The organism is Mycolicibacterium austroafricanum (assembly GCF_902705885.1).
GTDB lineage: Bacteria > Actinomycetota > Actinomycetes > Mycobacteriales > Mycobacteriaceae > Mycobacterium > Mycobacterium vanbaalenii_A.
Genome location: NZ_CACSIP010000001.1, coordinates 319546 through 335773 on the forward strand (window position 1 = coordinate 319546; position 16228 = coordinate 335773).

The following is a 16228-nucleotide window of genomic DNA, read 5'->3' on the forward strand; positions in this document are numbered from 1 at the left end:
TTCACCAGATTCCGCTGTCCATCGATTACAGGAGCATCGTAAGGCACACCCCGCGTCGTCACACCGCCACCACGAGAACGCCCAAAAACAGACGGGCGGTCACCCCGTGGGGTGACCGCCCGTCCGACTTCGTTTGGGTCAGTCCGTGCCGGCTGCGCTCGGCGTGCCGGCGGCACCGGCCTGAGCCAGGTCCGGTTCGACGTTCACGGCAGGCTTGCGACTGCCGGTGAAGGTGAACACCGCGTCCTCGCCTGCGCCCTCGCCGTCCCAGTTCTCGACGTCGACGGTCACCAGCTGACCGGGGCCGACCTCCTCGAAGAGGATCTTCTCCGAGAGCTGGTCCTCGATCTCGCGCTGGATGGTCCGGCGCAGTGGCCGCGCACCGAGCACCGGGTCGAACCCGCGCTTGGCCAGCAGCGACTTGGCCCTGTCCGTCAACTCCATCGTCATGTCCTTGGCCTTGAGCTGGGTGCTCACCCGGCCCACCATCAGGTCGACCATCTTGACGATCTCTTCCTGGGTCAGCTGGTGGAAGACGATGATGTCGTCGATGCGGTTGAGGAACTCGGGGCGGAAGTGCTTCTTCAGCTCGTCGTTGACCTTCTGCTTCATCCGCTCGTAGTTGTTCTCACCACCGCCCTGGGTGAAGCCCAGTCCGACGGCCTTGGAGATGTCGGAGGTGCCGAGGTTCGAGGTGAAGATCAGCACGGTGTTCTTGAAGTCGACCGTGCGGCCCTGACCGTCGGTCAGGCGACCGTCCTCGAGGACCTGCAGGAGGCTGTTGTAGATCTCCTGGTGGGCCTTCTCGATCTCATCAAAAAGAACGACTGAGAACGGCTTGCGACGCACCTTCTCGGTGAGCTGGCCGCCCTCTTCGTAGCCGACGTAGCCCGGAGGGGCACCGAACAGCCGCGACGCGGTGAAGCGGTCGTGGAACTCACCCATGTCGATCTGGATCAACGCGTCGTCGTCGCCGAACAGGAAGTTGGCCAGCGCCTTGGACAGCTCGGTCTTACCGACGCCGGACGGACCGGCGAAGATGAACGAACCCGACGGACGCTTGGGATCCTTGAGCCCGGCACGGGTGCGGCGGATCGCCTTGGAGACCGCCTTCACGGCATCCTCTTGCCCGATGATCCGCTTGTGCAGCTCGTCCTCCATCCGCAGCAGCCGGGTGGTCTCCTCCTCGGTCAGCTTGAACACCGGGATACCGGTCCAGTTGCCAAGAACCTCGGCGATCTGCTCGTCGTCGACCTCGGCGACCACATCGAGATCGCCTGAGCGCCACTGCTTCTCCCGCTCGGCCCGCTGTGCGACCAGGGTCTTCTCCCGGTCCCGCAGGCTGGCCGCCTTCTCGAAGTCCTGCGCGTCGATCGCGGACTCCTTCTCCCGGCGCGCGTCGGCGATCTTCTCGTCGAACTCACGCAGGTCCGGCGGAGCGGTCATCCGGCGAATCCGCATCCGGGCGCCGGCCTCGTCGATCAGGTCGATGGCCTTGTCCGGCAGGAAGCGGTCGTTGATGTAGCGGTCGGCCAGCGTCGCGGCGGCCACCATCGCGCCGTCGGTGATCGAGACCCGGTGGTGCGCCTCGTAGCGGTCCCGCAGACCCTTGAGGATCTCGATTGTGTGCTCCACCGTCGGTTCGCCGACCTGCACCGGCTGGAACCGGCGCTCGAGGGCAGCGTCCTTCTCGATGTACTTGCGGTACTCGTCGAGGGTGGTGGCACCGATGGTCTGCAGCTCGCCGCGGGCCAGCTTCGGCTTCAGGATCGAGGCCGCGTCGATCGCGCCCTCGGCGGCACCCGCCCCGACGAGCGTGTGCAGCTCGTCGATGAACAGGATGATGTCACCACGGGTGTTGATCTCTTTGAGCACCTTCTTCAGGCGCTCCTCGAAGTCACCGCGGTAGCGGCTGCCCGCCACCAACGAACCGAGGTCCAGCGTGTAGAGCTGCTTGTCCTTGAGCGTCTCGGGGACCTCGCCGTGCACGATTGCCTGCGCGAGGCCCTCGACGACGGCGGTCTTGCCGACGCCGGGCTCACCGATCAGCACCGGGTTGTTCTTGGTGCGCCGGCTCAGCACCTGCATGACCCGCTCGATTTCCTTCTCCCGGCCGATGACCGGGTCGAGCTTGCCCTCCATCGCGGCGGCGGTCAGGTTGCGGCCGAACTGGTCGAGCACCAGCGAGGTGGACGGATTGCCCGCCTCGCCGCCACGGCCGCCGGTCCCGGCTTCCGCGGTCTCCTTGCCCTGGTAGCCGCTCAGCAGCTGGATGACCTGCTGGCGCACCCGGGTGAGCTCGGCGCCCAGCTTCACCAGCACCTGAGCCGCCACACCTTCACCCTCGCGGATCAGGCCGAGCAGGATGTGCTCGGTGCCGATGTAGTTGTGGCCCAGCTGCAGCGCCTCACGCAGGCTCAGCTCCAGCACCTTCTTGGCACGCGGCGTGAAGGGGATGTGGCCGGACGGCGCCTGCTGTCCCTGGCCGATGATCTCCTCGACCTGGCTGCGCACGCCCTCCAGGGAGATGCCCAGCGACTCCAGCGACTTCGCGGCGACACCCTCACCCTCGTGAATGAGTCCCAGCAGGATGTGCTCGGTGCCGATGTAGTTGTGGTTGAGCATCCGGGCTTCTTCCTGAGCCAGGACGACAACCCGACGCGCACGGTCGGTGAATCTTTCGAACATCCGTGGTTACCTGCTCTCCATCGCATAGGTGGTACACCGCACAACAGCGCTTGCAAAACTGCAGTGGCTATGCACCTGCCGTCCACTCTAATGGGCGGCGGCCCCGGGTGCCCCGCCTGGAGGTCCTTCCAGAAGACAACGGAAGTGACATCTGACGTAAGAATCGGCCAGTACCCGGCGCTGCTAGGAGTAACGCACGGGCCCGCCGATTCGTTTCCCCTCGCGGATCACAACCGGTTCGCCAGCAGCGAACGCAGATCCGGGCCGGAAACTGTCCGGCAATCGGCCGCTAGCTTGCTGCGTGAAATGCGTCGATGACGTCGGCGGGGATCCTGCCGCGAGTGGAGACATTGTGGCCGTTGCGCCGGGCCCATTCCCTGATCGCCGCGCTCTGTTCGCGGTCGATCGCCGCGCGCCCGCGACCGGTGCCGACCGAACGGCCACGCCGTCGGCCACCGACCCGTCGACCGGCGTCCACCCACTGCTTCAAGTCGCTGCGGAGTTTGGCGGCGTTCTTGGCAGAGAGGTCGATCTCATAGCTCACGCCGTCGAGCCCGAATTCAACCGTCTCGTCGGCGGCGCCTTCTCCGTCGAAATCGTCGACCAACGTGACGGTGACCTTCTTGGCCATTTCCCCACTGCCCTTCCGTGCGCACTACTTTCTCGGGTGTGATCCCAAACCCCGGGACCAATGTGCCATAAAGGGGCCGCCCATTCAACAACGCATGAATCAGGGCCGTTCAGTTGCCGTGGCGACGAACAATAGGGAACAAAACTGTGTCCCTAATCGACAGGCCGGTGAGTGCCATCAACAAACGATCGATACCCATTCCCGTACCCGTTGTCGGCGGCATCGCATACTCGAGTGCGGCGAGGAAATCCTCGTCCAGTGCCATTGCCTCGTCGTCCCCCGCCGCCGCTGCCCGCGCCTGTGCCTCGAACCTCTCTCGCTGAATTACCGGGTCGATCAGCTCGGAGTAACCAGTCGCGAGCTCGATGTGGCGTACGTAGAGATCCCATTTCTCGGTGACACCGTCGATGCTGCGGTGCTCCCGGGTCAGTGGGGTGGTCTCGACGGGGAAGTCGCGCACGAACGTCGGCGCCCACAACTTGTCACCGACGGCGAATTCCCAGAGTTCTTCGACCAATTTCCCGTGGCCGAATCCGCGGTCCCGGGGAATCTCGACTCCCAAGCCGTCGGCAATCTGCCAAAGTCGCTCCACCCCGGTCTGCGGCGTGATCTCTTCTCCGAGTGCTTCGGACAATGACGGATACATTTGAATGGTCTGCCATTCACCGCCGAGATCGTAGACAGTCCCGTCAGGCAACGGCACCTCACGTGTCCCGATGGCCTCATCGGCAACTTCTTGAATGAGTTCCCGCGTCGTCTTCGCAGAATCGTCGTACGTGCCGTAGGCCTGATATGTCTCCAACATCGCGAATTCCGGTGAATGAGTGGAATCAGCCCCTTCGTTTCGGAAGACCCGATTCAGCTCGAAGACCCTGTCGAATCCACCGACCACACACCGCTTCAGAAAAAGTTCCGGCGCGATCCGCAAGTAGAGGTCGGAATCGAGTGCATTGGAGTGCGTGACGAACGGCCGCGCGGCGGCCCCGCCGGCCAGCGTCTGCAGAATCGGCGTCTCCACTTCCAGGAATCCACGGCGCTCCAGCGCAGCGCGCACCGCACGCACCACGGCCACCCGCTGCCGGGCGACGGCCCTGGCCTCCGGGCGGACGATCAGGTCGACGTAGCGCTGCCGGACCCGGGCCTCCTCACTGAGTTCCTTGTGGGCGACAGGCAGCGGCCGCAACGCCTTGGAGGCGATTTGCCAGGAGTCTGCGAGCACAGACAGTTCGCCGCGACGGGAACTGATCACCTCGCCGTGCACGAACACGATGTCACCGAGGTCGACGTCGGCCTTCCAGGCGTCCAGCGATTCCCGTCCCACCTGATCGAGGCTGATCATGGCCTGGAGCTGGGCTCCGTCGCCTTCCTGCAGTGTGGCGAAGCACAGTTTTCCGGAGTTGCGGGCGAAGATGACCCGGCCGGCCACCCCCACCTGCTGACCGGTGCCGGTGTCCGTCGGCAGGTCCGGGTAGGCCTCGCGGACCTCGGCGAGGCTGTGGGTCCGGGGCACCTCGACGGGATACGGGTCACGTCCCTCGGCGAGCAATCGCTCGCGCTTGTCCTGGCGGATCCGGAACTGTTCGGGAACGTCGCGTGCCTCGTCGGAATCGGCATCGCCGGAATCGGGGTGGGCGTCGGGGGGTGTCACGACGTGCCAGCTTAAATGAACAGATGGCCGGGTCCCTCAACGCGCCGATCAACCGGGTGGCGGTACAGGCTCTTGCTCACCAGCCGCTGGACGTCGGCTTCAAGGGGATTCCGGCCCGGTGGTGGGGTCATACATCCGCCGAGATCGTCGCCCGCGCGCCACGGTTTTCCGGCGAGGGTGCCTTCGGGCCGGTGTGTGTGCTGGACGCCGACGCGGTCACCCACAATCTCGCTGCGATGGCGTCGTGGTGCCGCGAGCGCGGGGTGCAGCTCGCTCCGCACGGCAAGACCCACATGTCGCCGCAGCTGGCCACCCGCCAGCTCGACGCCGGCGCCTGCGCGATCTCGGTGGCCACCATCGGCCAGGCGGCTGTCTACCGCGCCTTCGGTGTCCGCGATCTGGTGCTGGCCAACGAACTGGTCGACGACGCCGGGCTGGCATGGCTGGCTGCCGAACTGGATCGCGACGAGACGTTCGGGTTCACGTGCTGGGTCGACTCGGTGCGTGGCGTCGAGCTGATGACCGCGGCGCTGGCAGGTGCCGGGCGAGCCGTCGACGTGTGTGTCGAGGTGGGGCTGGCGGGCGGGCGCAGCGGCTGCCGCTCCCGCGGCGCCACCGACGAGGTGGCACGTGCCGCAGCGGCTTCACCGCGGCTGCGCCTGGTCGGCGTCGCCGGCTACGAAGCTGCGCTCGGGCAGGACCTGGCCCCGGCGGCGATGTCGGCCGTGGCAGATCATCTCGCCGAGGTGCGGTCGGCGGTGATCCGGCTCGCCCCGCTGTTCGAGACCGACAGCGTCGTGGCCACCGCCGGCGGCAGCACGTACTTCGACGCGGTCACCGAGGCGTTGACGGGCTGGCCCGACCGGATGTCGGTGCGCACGATCCTGCGCAGCGGCTGCTACCTCACCCATGATCACGGGTTGTACGCGCGGACCTCACCGCTGACCCGCGGCGGGTCGCCGGGATTACGACCGGCCCTGCAGGTGCGGGCTCAGGTGGTGTCGCGGCCCGAAAGCGATCTGGCGATCCTGACGATGGGCCGCCGCGACGTGGCGTTCGACCAGGGAATGCCCATCCCGCTCGAGCTGACCGACAGCGAGGTCACCAAGCTCAACGACCAACACGCGTTCCTGCGGCTGGGTCCCCGGGACCGCTCCACCGCGCCGGTCGGTGCGTGGCTGCGGTTCGGCATCTCACATCCCTGCACGGTGTTCGACAAGTGGCGGCTGATTCCGGAAGTGGACGGCGACGACCGGGTGGTCGACCTGATCCGCACGATCTTCTGAGGCGGCTCAGCGCGCCTGGCGCAGCTTGCCCCGCTGGCTGTCGCGGTTGCGCTCGAAGACCAGCCGCAGCCCGTCCAGCGTCAGGTGCCGGTCGAAGTGCTCGACGGACTGCACGTCGGAAAGCACCAGGGGTGCACCGTGTCCGGTCGCGACTACCGCCACGTCGTCGCCCCCGAAGCCGTCGACGTCCTCACGCACCCTTTTCACCAAACCGTCCACCAGCCCGGCGAAGCCGAACACCGCGCCGGCCTGCATGCACTCGACGGTGTTCTTTCCCACCACCGAACGGGGCCGGGTCAGCTCGACGCGCCGTAGCGCCGCCGACCGGGCGGCCGCCGCGTCGGAGGACACCTGCACGCCGGGAGCGATCGCGCCGCCGAGGAACTCGCCCTTCGCCGACACCACATCGACACAGATCGACGCTCCGAAGTCCACCACGATCGCCGCTGACCGGTATTTGTGGTAGGCCGCAAGGCAATTGACGATTCGGTCGGCACCCACTTCTTTCGGGTTGTCGACCAGCAGCGGGATGCCGGTGCGCACACCGGGTTCGATCAGGACATGGGGCACCGACGGCCAGTACTGCTCGAGCATCAGCCGCACTTCGTGCAACACCGAGGGCACGGTCGACAGGCCGGCGGCTCCGGTGAGCCTCTCGGCGTCCTCTCCGATCAGCCCGTCGATGGTCAGCGCCAGTTCGTCGGCGGTCACCTCGGCCTCGGTGCGGATCCGCCAGTGGTGAACCACCTTGGCGTGTTCACCGGAGCCGGAGATCAGACCGACGACGGTGTGGGTGTTGCGGACGTCTATCGCGAGGAGCACGCCATCACCTCGGTGACATCAACTCGGAGGCGTCCGGCGGCACATGCGCCGGATCGGCACCGATGTCGACCTGCCGGTTGTCGGCATCGACGAACACCACCCGCGGCTGATAGGACCTGGCCTCGGCGTCCTCCATCGTGCCGTAGGCGATCAGGATCACCAGATCGCCGGGGTGGATCAGATGGGCTGCGGCGCCGTTGATGCCGATCACGCCACTGCCGCGCCGGCCGGTGATCACATAGGTGACCAGGCGCGCGCCGTTGTCGATGTCGACGATGGTGACCTGCTCCCCCTCGATCAGATCGGCGGCGTCCATCAGATCTGCGTCCACCGTCACCGAACCGACGTAGTGCAGATCGGCCTGCGTCACCGTGGCGCGGTGGATCTTCGACTTCAGCATCGTGCGTAACATCAGTTCCTCCAAGGCAGTTCGTGGCTCTGACCAGATGGGACCTGCGGATGGCCGTCGATGCCGGTGCCCGCCCCGATGTCGACGGCGATGTTGTCGAGCAGCCGGGTGCGCCCGAGCCTGGCGGCCACCAGCATCCGGCCCTGACCTTCGGCGGGCGCCGGTCCCAGCATCGGGTCACGCACCTCGAGGTAGTCGACCTCGAGGGCGGGCACCTCGTCGAGCACCGCACCGGCGGCGTCCAGCGCGGCCGACACCCCCGTCGACGCCCCGTACATCCCCGCGAGCAGTGCCGCCGACAACGCACCTGCCTGCTCCCGTTCGACGGGGTCGAGGTAGCGGTTGCGTGACGACATCGCCAGCCCGTCGGCTTCGCGGACGATGGGCACCCCGACCACGGCGACGTCCAGGTTCAGGTCGGTGACCATCTGCCGGATCAGCGTCAACTGCTGATAGTCCTTCTCCCCGAAGAATGCGCGATCGGGGTGCACAGCGTTGAAGAGTTTGAGCACGACGGTCAGCACGCCGGCGAAATGTGTTGGCCGCGCGGCGCCTTCGAGTTCGGCTCCCAGAGGCCCGGGCACCACGGTGGTGCGGCTGCCCTCGGGGTACATGTCCTCGGCGGTCGGGGTGAACGCGATCTCGACACCCTCGGCCCGCAGCGCAGCGAGATCGTCGGACAGCGTGCGCGGGTACGCGTCGAGGTCCTCGCCGGCCCCGAACTGCAGGGGGTTGACGAAGATCGACACCACGACCACGGCACCCGGCACCCGATTTGCGGCACGGATCAACGTCAGGTGGCCCTCGTGTAGGGCTCCCATCGTCGGCACCAGCATGATCCTGCGTCCGGTGGCCCGCAGCGCCCGGGTCACGTCGGAGACCTCACGCGGTCGCGCGTACACGTTGAGCTGACCCGCGGCGAACTTCGGGGGGTTGCGTCCGGTCACGATCGCCCTGCCTCCGTCAGTACCTCGAACACCGCATCGGGTGCGTGCGCGCGCTGTGCGGTGCGGTGCGAATTCGTCCGATACGCCCGCGCCAGGTCCGGACCCACTTCGTCGAGCGCCTGCAGATGGCCGGCGACCGCGGCGGCGTCACCGCGGGCGACCGGCCCCGTCAGCGCGGCCTGACCCCGCTGCAGCGCGTTCTCCAGCGACGCCCGCGCCAGCGGACCGATGATCCGTTCGGCGATTCCCCCCGGGGCGTCCCCGACGGGCTCCTGGCCCAACAACTCCTGGCCTGACAACGCCGCGCGCAACGCCTCGACGGCGTCGAGCACGACGGTGACGAGATGGTTGCTGGAGTGCGCCAACGCGGCGTGGTAGAGGGTTCGGGCGTCCTCGCGGACCCGGAACGGTTCACCACCGATCTCGAGCACCAGCGACTGCGCGACGGCATAGCCGATCTCATCGGCGGCGGTGATGCCGAAACAGGTACCGCGCAACCGGTCGAGATCCTCCGGCGTGCCGGCGAAGGTCATCGCCGGGTGGATGGCCAACGCGATGCATCCCTGCTCGGCCAGCGGGGCCAGCACCGCGACCCCGTTGGCGCCCGAGGTGTGGACGACGATGGTGGCCGGCCGTACCACCCCGGTGGCGGCCAGCCCCTTCACCAGCGCCGGCAATTCCGCGTCGGGAACCGCCAGCAGCAGCAACTCAGCGCGGGCGGCCACCTCGTCGACCGGAAGCACCGGGGTGTCGGGGAGCCACTGTCGGGCCCGTTGCCGCGACGCACTCGACACCGCGCTACAGCCCACGACGACGTGTTCGGCGCGTTCCAGCGCCGCACCCAGGGCGGTGCCCACCCGGCCGGCAGAGATGACACCGATGGTGAGGCGTGCCGGGCGGAGTCCGTCGTGGGGAGCGCTCCCGCCGGCGGGGGGCTGCAGCATCGCAGACGACCTCGCAGATTCTGATGGCTTCGTTCCGGTCCCGCGTCGCGCAGGTACCGGACGGTCGCTACGAGACTAGCTCAATCCTCCCGGCGCCTACGCCGACCGCCTCCCGACGGCGTCGCCTGCAACCGTGCCATCAACTCTGCGACCGACTGGCCACCGGTGTGGGCACCACCGGACGAATCCTCGTCCTCGTGCTCTTCCGGTTCGGCGGGCGGCGGCGGAGCGGCCTGCGGCGGTGCGGCGGCCGCGTCGACGTAGTGCCGGCCACGCGGCGGTTCGGCCGGTGCGTCGTCCGCCCGACGTCTGCCCACGTACTCACCCGGACCGCCGTTGCCCCCGGGTGGCGCTGCCCGGTTGCCGCCCGGCATCCACTGCCCCTCGGGAGGAGCCGGTTGCCACTGGGGGGCCGCAGGCGCAGCCGGTCCGGGCGCACGCGGCGGTGGGGCCGGCGGTGGGGCCGGCGCAGCGGGCGGAGCCGGCGGCGGGAGCCACGGGAAGTGCGGCTCGGGCGTGGGCGGGACGTTGCGCGGCGGCGGGGCGGGTGGTGCTTCCCACCGCCGGCCGGCGGTCTCGTCGGGTCGATACATTCCGGTCCGGGCACCTTCGGAGAATCTGCGGTGCGCGCCGCCGGCCTCATCGGCGGTGGACACCCGTTCCTCGTCCGGGGGGTGCGGTTCGGCGGGGACGTCGATGATCGGGCTCTCCTCGGTGTCCGGAGCGTGGGATCCCGCATCGGACACCTCGTCGACATCCTCGGTGTCGATCCGGCTGCTGCGGACTCGTCCCGCGGTGTCCGTGCCGGGAGTCCATCCGCCCAACTCCCGGGAGTCACTGCTGCGATCCGTTTCGATCGCGTGCCGATGCGACAGGTCGGTGTCGAAGAGGTACTCCAGGTTCGCACGCAGGGCGGCCAGTTCTGCCCGCAACGCCGACACCTCGTCGGCTGACTCCGCGCGCAACTCGGAGGCCAGCTCACGGCGCAGCTGCGCCTCCACCGCGAGCTCGTACTCCCGACGCGCCGAGATCTCGCGGTCGAGCTGCAGGTCGTAAACCAACTTGAGGTCGCGCACCTTGGCCTGGTCGGTATCGCTCTGCCTGCGGTAGATCACCGACACGAACGCGGCCACCACCGCGGCCCACAGCGACAGGATCACCGCGAGCTTCAGCAACTCCACCCGGTTGGTGAAAACCAGAGCCGAACTCGCCGCGATGGCGAGCACCAGCAACACCGACATCAAGATCCAACCGGGCCGACGGGCGCCGCGCCTGATACGCGCGCCACGGGTCGGATCGGTCATGGGCCGACTGTACCCGCCACAGGTCATCTAGCGTGTCGACCTCTGCGGCGATTCGGCAGGTCCGCCAGCCGAATCGGTCAGCCGGGTGCCGCGTCGGCGTTCTCCGGCGGCTCGTCGGGAGACCTGCAGCAATGCTGCAGCCACAGCGCCGCGACGACCAGTGCGAGCGCACACAGCGCGGCCACCACCGAGCCCGGGGCGTCCTCGGCCGCCACCCGCAGGGCACTGCGGCGGGGCAGGAGGTAGACCGCCACGGCCAGCCACCAGCCCAGCACGACGCTGCCCATCCACGCCGACGCCTTGGCGATCACCACCGACCGCGCGACCGCCAGCGGGTGCAGCCGGCCGAGCCCCACCCCGACCTCGCCGTCACGGATCCGGGCGCGGACATAAAAACCCCAGCCCGCGATGGCGACCGCGACGCCGAGAAGCGACACCCCGGTCCACACGGTGATCGGCGGGAACCACCGGTACACGACGCGCACCAGCAGGTAACCCACCACCGCGGTCACCAGGACGGCGGCAACCAGATCGCGCAGACGAGTGGGTCCCATCAGCCGGTCAGCGCTCGTTTCCGAGGTGCAGCGTCAACTCGGTGCGCCTCACGCCGGCGCGCTCGGCCGGGTCGACCGCCTCGACGAGTTCCCCGACGGCGCGCGACCGACCCGCCACGCCCAGGGTGGCGTGCGGATCGGCCGCCAGCCACGGCACCAGCACGAACGCCCGCACGTGCGCGTAGGGGTGCGGCAGCGTCAGCTCCTCGTCCTCGACGGTCAGCTCCACGCCGGAGTCTCGGCACGTGACGAGGTCGACGTCCAGCGTCCGGGGCCCCCAGCGCTGCTCACGTACCCGCTGTGCGGCGTCCTCGAGTTCGTGAGCCCAGCGCAACCAGCCGTGCGGATCGAGGGCCGGGTCGTCGGCGAGGACCACGGCGTTGAGGAACGGGCCCTGTTCGACGCCGCCCCATGCCGCGGTCTCGTACACCGGCGACACCGTCATCGCCGCTCGGCCGAGGCCGTCGAGAACCGACTGCAGCCAACGCAACCGGTCTCCGACATTGGAGCCGATGGACAACACCACCGCTGTCACCGGCCGCCTCCGCGGCGGGAACGTCGTGCCACGACCGCGACGTCGACGAACTCCAGCGGAATCGGCGCGCCCGGCTTGTGCACCACGACCTCGACAGCGTGGATCCGCTCGTCGCGCATCACGTCATCGGCGATCTCCGCCACCACCGTCTCGATCAGCTGCCGAGCGGGTCCGCCGACGATGTCGGCGGCGCGCTGCGCCAGCCCGCCGTAGTCCACGGTGTCGGCCAGGTCGTCGCTGGCGGCGGCGGGCGCGAGATCGATCCACACGGTGATGTCCACGACGAAGTCCTGGCCGTCGCGGCGCTCATGGTCGAAGACTCCGTGGTTTCCCCGAACCTTCAACCCTCGCAACTCGATTCGATCAGCCATCGGACCCTCCGCGCCACGCCGCGACCACAGCGAGCGCATCGGCCGAGGCACGCACGTCGTGCACCCGAACCCCCCACACCCGATGCCACCCGGCCAACGCGGAGATCACCGCGGTGGCCGTCTCCCGTCCTCCGGGCGGCCTGGGGTCCCCGTCGGGCCCGGCCAGCAAGGTGCCGAGGAATCGCTTGCGGGACGCACCGACCAGGACGGGGATACCGGTCGCGACGAACTCCGGGAGCGCGTGCAACAGCGCCCAATTGTGTTGTGCGGTCTTGGCGAATCCGAGACCGGGATCGATGATCACCTTCGACGGGTCCACCCCGGCACGCACTGCGGCGTCCACCCCGGACATGAGTTCGTCACGCACCTCGGCCACCACGTCGCCGTAGCCGGGCACCTCGTGCGGGCGGTCGCTGCCCACCGATCGCCAGTGCATGAGGATCCACGGGACGCCGGCTTCGGCGACCACCCTGGCCATGTCCGGGTCGGCTCTGCCTCCCGACACATCGTTGACCAGCGCGGCGCCGTTCTCCAGGGCCGCGTGGGCGACGGCGGCGTGCATAGTGTCGATGCTGACCGTGATCCCCTGCTGGGCAAGCTCTTTGACCACCGGCAGAACCCTGGAGGTCTCGACCGCCGGATCCACCCTGGTGGCGCCGGGGCGGGTCGATTCGCCGCCGACGTCGATGATGGCGGCCCCCTGGCCGGCGAGAACGACGCCGTGCTCGACCGCCCGATCCCGGTCGAGGAACTGCCCCCCGTCGGAGAACGAGTCGGCGGTGACGTTGACGACCCCCATCACCTGCACGTGCGTCCCCGCCGGGGACGGTTGGCCGTCGCTTCGCTCGCCCCGGGCACAATCCCCGTCGCTTCGCTCGCCCCGATCGGAGATCACTTTCTCAGGATCAGATCCAGAGCCTCGGCCCGGGAGGCGTTGTCGTGCTTGAACTGTCCGCGCACCGCCGAGGTCGTGGTCACTGCGCCGGGCTTGCGCACGCCCCGCATGGCCATGCACAGGTGCTCGGCCTCGACCACCACGATCGCCCCCCGCGGGTTCAGCTTGCGCATCAACGCATCGGCGATCTGGGCGGTCAACCGTTCCTGCACCTGGGGCCGCTTGGCGTAGAGGTCGACCAGACGGGCGATTTTCGACAGACCCGTGACCCGGCCGTCGGCCCCGGGGATGTAACCGACGTGTGCGACACCGTGAAACGCCACCAGATGATGCTCACAGGTGGAGTACATGGGGATCTCCTTGACCAACACCAGCTCGTCGTGTTGTTCGTCGAAGGTGGTGTTGAGCACCGTGTCCGGATCGGTGTACAGCCCGGCGAACATCTCCCGGTAGGCCCGCGCCACCCGGGCGGGCGTGTCGGCCAGACCTTGGCGATCAGGGTCCTCCCCCACGGCGATCAGCAGCTCACGAACCGCCCGCTCGGCGCGCTCCTGGTCGAAATCGGGTGGGGTGAGCGTGGCCGAATTGTTGTGGCGCGACCGCGTCATCGAAGTCTCCGTTTCAGGTGTCAGCCAGTGACTAACCGCGGTTCGGCGGGTCAGCCCGGTTCTTGTCCCGGTCGCCATCGTGGCCAGGTTCCTCCGTGGAACCGGGAGCAGCCGCGTCACCGTCGGGCGCAGGGGCCGACTGCTCGGGCTGCGGATGATGTTGGTAGGGCGGATAACCCGGATACGGCGGAGGTGGTGGCGGCGCACCCTGCCACCCCGCCGGCGGCGGGTACCAGTACCCCTGGGGCTGCTGCGGCGGCGCCCCGTGCTGCGGGGTCCCCGGCGGCGGTGGCCAACCCGGTGCATGCCAGCCGGCGGGCGCGCCGTAGTCGGGCTGCGTGGGCCCGTTCGGCGGTGCCCCGTTCGCACCCGAGCCGTTGGCACCGTTCTTCGGGGCGGCTTCGGCGGCGGCCTTGGACGCCTGCGCGATCGCGGTCTTGAAGGCCGGCTCCGGAACCGGCTTGGGCCACGGTTCCCCGCGCTCGATGGCCAGCTCGCCGGGCGTCTTGATGGGCGGCTTGTCCGACGGCACCCGACCGCCGAAGTCGTCGAACATCGTCAGGCGGGGGCGCTTCTTGACGTCACCGAAGATGGCCTGCAGCTCCACCCGGTGCAGCGTCTCCTTCTCCAGCAGCTGACCGGCGAGGGTGTCGAGCACATCGCGGTATTCGGTGAGGATCTCCCACGCCTCGGTGTGCGCGGCCTCGATGAGCTTGCGCACCTCGTCGTCGATGATCTGGGCCACCTCGTGGCTGTAGTCGGCCTGCGTGCCCATGGTGCGGCCCAGGAACGGATCCCCGTGCTCGGTGCCGTAACGCACCGCGCCGAGTTTGGAGCTCATGCCGTACTCGGTGACCATGGCGCGGGCGATCTTGGTGGCCTGCTCGATATCGGACACCGCGCCGGTGGTGGGCTCGCGGAAGACCAGCTCCTCGGCGGCACGGCCGCCCATCGCGAAGACCAGCCGGGCGATCATCTCCGAGCGGGTCATCAACCCCTTGTCGTCCTCGGGCACCGCCATGGCGTGACCGCCGGTGCGGCCGCGGGCCAGGATCGTCACCTTGTAGATCGGCTCGATGTCGGGCATCGCCCAGGCCGCCAGGGTGTGTCCACCCTCGTGGTAGGCGGTGATCTTCTTCTCGTGCTCGCTGATGATGCGGCCTTTGCGGCGCGGCCCGCCGACGACCCGGTCCACGGCCTCCTCGAGTGCGGCACCGGTGATGACGGTGCCGTTCTCGCGGGCGGTCAGCAGCGCCGACTCGTTGATGACGTTGGCCAGATCGGCGCCGGACATTCCGACTGTGCGTTTGGCCAACCCGTCCAGGTCGGCGTCGGGCGCGATCGGCTTGCCCTGCGAGTGCACCTTGAGCACCGCCCGGCGGCCGGCCAGATCGGGGCTGGACACCGGGATCTGGCGGTCGAAGCGGCCGGGTCGAAGCAGTGCCGGATCGAGGATGTCGGGCCGGTTGGTCGCGGCGATGAGGATGACACCCTGGCGTTCGCCGAAGCCGTCCATCTCGACGAGCAGCTGGTTGAGCGTCTGCTCACGTTCGTCGTGTCCGCCACCCATGCCCGCGCCGCGCTGGCGGCCGACCGCGTCGATCTCGTCGACGAAGATGATGCACGGGCTGTTCTGCTTGGCCTGCTCGAACATGTCGCGGACCCGGGAGGCGCCGACGCCGACGAACATCTCGACGAAGTCCGAACCGGAGATGGTGAAGAACGGCACCCCGGCCTCACCGGCGACTGCGCGCGCCAACAGGGTCTTGCCGGTGCCGGGCGGGCCGTACAGCAGCACGCCCTTGGGAATCTTGGCGCCGAGCGCCTGGTACCGCGACGGGTTCTGCAGGAAGTCCTTGATCTCGTAGAGTTCCTCGACCGCTTCGTCGACACCGGCGACATCGGCGAACGTCGTCTTGGGCATGTCTTTGGACAGCTGCTTGGCTTTCGACTTCCCGAAGCCGAACCCCATCCGTCCGCCGGACTGCATGCGGGAGAACATCACGAACAGAAAAACCAGCAGCAGCAGCGGCAACATGTAGATCAGCAGGGTGCCGAACATGCTGGACTGGTTGACGACGGTGTTGACCTTGGCGTTCTTGGCCTGCAACGCTTCGAACAGCGTGACCCCGTAACCGGTGGGGTACTTGGTGATGATCTGGTTGCTGTCCTCGGTGTCCGCGTTGCCGTTCTTCAGCTCGAGCCGCAGCTGCTGTTCACGGTCGTCGATCTGCGCTTCGTTGACGTTGTCGCCGTTGATCTGGGCGACCGCCACCGAGGTGTCGACAGGCTTGTACCCGCGGGTGTCGTCGCTGAAGTAAAAGAAGGACCACCCGAGCAGCAGCACCACGGCGATCACCGTGAGGGTGCGGATCACATTCTTGCGGTTCATGTGTGTATGCGGTTCATTGATACCAACGGCCGTCGGCGGACCTCGGGCCAAATCCTTCCAATACGCGCAGCTGGAAAAGTCAAGGCTACCGCTAGACCAACGTCTGGCAGTTCCCGACGGGTGCGCAGGTGCCGAACGTGCATTCCCTGTCGTGATTCCCGACTCGGTGCAACCGTGAGCGCAGGGTCGGCGAA

At 68.2% G+C, this 16228-nt stretch carries 15 protein-coding genes; 1 reads left to right on the top strand and 14 read right to left on the bottom strand.

Annotation, left to right across the window (positions count from 1 at the left end; genetic code table 11):
• Positions 1–138: 138 nt before the first annotated feature.
• From clpC1 to lysS, 3 genes are all read right to left on the bottom strand, one after another.
• On the bottom strand, positions 139–2688 hold the full coding sequence (gene clpC1 / locus BEMPMBAN_RS01640) for an ATP-dependent protease ATP-binding subunit ClpC (protein WP_159228671.1): 2550 nt from the start codon (positions 2686–2688) through the stop codon (positions 139–141).
• A 289-nt stretch (positions 2689–2977) separates the two neighbouring features.
• Positions 2978–3319, bottom strand: a complete 342-nt coding sequence (lsr2, locus tag BEMPMBAN_RS01645; protein WP_159228672.1) for a histone-like nucleoid-structuring protein Lsr2 — start codon at positions 3317–3319, stop codon at positions 2978–2980.
• 109 nt (positions 3320–3428) lie between these two features.
• On the bottom strand, positions 3429–4967 hold the full coding sequence (gene lysS, locus BEMPMBAN_RS01650) for a lysine--tRNA ligase (protein ID WP_159228673.1): 1539 nt from the start codon (positions 4965–4967) through the stop codon (positions 3429–3431).
• A 23-nt stretch (positions 4968–4990) separates the two neighbouring features.
• On the opposite strand from lysS, the gene BEMPMBAN_RS01655 reads away from it, so the two are divergent.
• On the top strand, positions 4991–6253 hold the full coding sequence (locus BEMPMBAN_RS01655) for an alanine racemase (RefSeq protein WP_159228674.1): 1263 nt from the start codon (positions 4991–4993) through the stop codon (positions 6251–6253).
• A 6-nt stretch (positions 6254–6259) separates the two neighbouring features.
• Here the strand turns inward: BEMPMBAN_RS01655 and BEMPMBAN_RS01660 are convergent, their stop codons facing one another.
• The 11 genes from BEMPMBAN_RS01660 to ftsH form a co-directional block, all read right to left on the bottom strand.
• Positions 6260–7075, bottom strand: a complete 816-nt coding sequence (locus BEMPMBAN_RS01660; protein WP_159228675.1) for a type III pantothenate kinase — start codon at positions 7073–7075, stop codon at positions 6260–6262.
• 4 nt (positions 7076–7079) lie between these two features.
• On the bottom strand, positions 7080–7487 hold the full coding sequence (panD, locus tag BEMPMBAN_RS01665) for an aspartate 1-decarboxylase (RefSeq protein WP_159228676.1): 408 nt from the start codon (positions 7485–7487) through the stop codon (positions 7080–7082).
• The gene (gene panC / locus BEMPMBAN_RS01670; RefSeq protein WP_159228677.1) at positions 7487–8431 is read right to left on the bottom strand and encodes a pantoate--beta-alanine ligase; all 945 of its coding nucleotides are present in this window, start codon (positions 8429–8431) and stop codon (positions 7487–7489) included. The genes panD and panC overlap by 1 nt, the downstream gene beginning before the upstream one ends.
• Complete coding sequence (locus tag BEMPMBAN_RS01675) at positions 8428–9375, bottom strand: Rossmann-like and DUF2520 domain-containing protein (protein ID WP_159228678.1); 948 nt, start codon at positions 9373–9375, stop codon at positions 8428–8430. Before BEMPMBAN_RS01675 ends, panC begins: the two co-directional genes overlap by 4 nt.
• An 80-nt stretch (positions 9376–9455) precedes the next feature.
• On the bottom strand, positions 9456–10679 hold the full coding sequence (locus BEMPMBAN_RS01680) for a DUF6779 domain-containing protein (RefSeq protein ID WP_200845829.1): 1224 nt from the start codon (positions 10677–10679) through the stop codon (positions 9456–9458).
• Positions 10680–10756: 77 nt separating this feature from the next.
• The gene (locus BEMPMBAN_RS01685; protein ID WP_159228680.1) at positions 10757–11233 is read right to left on the bottom strand and encodes a DUF3180 domain-containing protein; all 477 of its coding nucleotides are present in this window, start codon (positions 11231–11233) and stop codon (positions 10757–10759) included.
• A 7-nt stretch (positions 11234–11240) separates the two neighbouring features.
• On the bottom strand, positions 11241–11768 hold the full coding sequence (gene folK / locus BEMPMBAN_RS01690) for a 2-amino-4-hydroxy-6-hydroxymethyldihydropteridine diphosphokinase (RefSeq protein WP_159228681.1): 528 nt from the start codon (positions 11766–11768) through the stop codon (positions 11241–11243).
• The gene (folB, locus tag BEMPMBAN_RS01695; RefSeq protein ID WP_159228682.1) at positions 11765–12139 is read right to left on the bottom strand and encodes a dihydroneopterin aldolase; all 375 of its coding nucleotides are present in this window, start codon (positions 12137–12139) and stop codon (positions 11765–11767) included. Before folB ends, folK begins: the two co-directional genes overlap by 4 nt.
• Positions 12132–12938, bottom strand: a complete 807-nt coding sequence (gene folP / locus BEMPMBAN_RS01700; protein ID WP_159228816.1) for a dihydropteroate synthase — start codon at positions 12936–12938, stop codon at positions 12132–12134. Before folP ends, folB begins: the two co-directional genes overlap by 8 nt.
• Positions 12939–13030: 92 nt before the next feature.
• Complete coding sequence (gene folE, locus BEMPMBAN_RS01705; RefSeq protein WP_159228683.1) at positions 13031–13642, bottom strand: GTP cyclohydrolase I FolE; 612 nt, start codon at positions 13640–13642, stop codon at positions 13031–13033.
• Positions 13643–13673: 31 nt separating this feature from the next.
• Positions 13674–16034 carry an ATP-dependent zinc metalloprotease FtsH gene (ftsH, locus tag BEMPMBAN_RS01710; RefSeq protein WP_159228684.1) on the bottom strand — a complete coding sequence of 787 codons (2361 nt, stop codon included), beginning with the start codon at positions 16032–16034 and terminating at the stop codon, positions 13674–13676.
• Positions 16035–16228 lie beyond the last annotated feature (194 nt).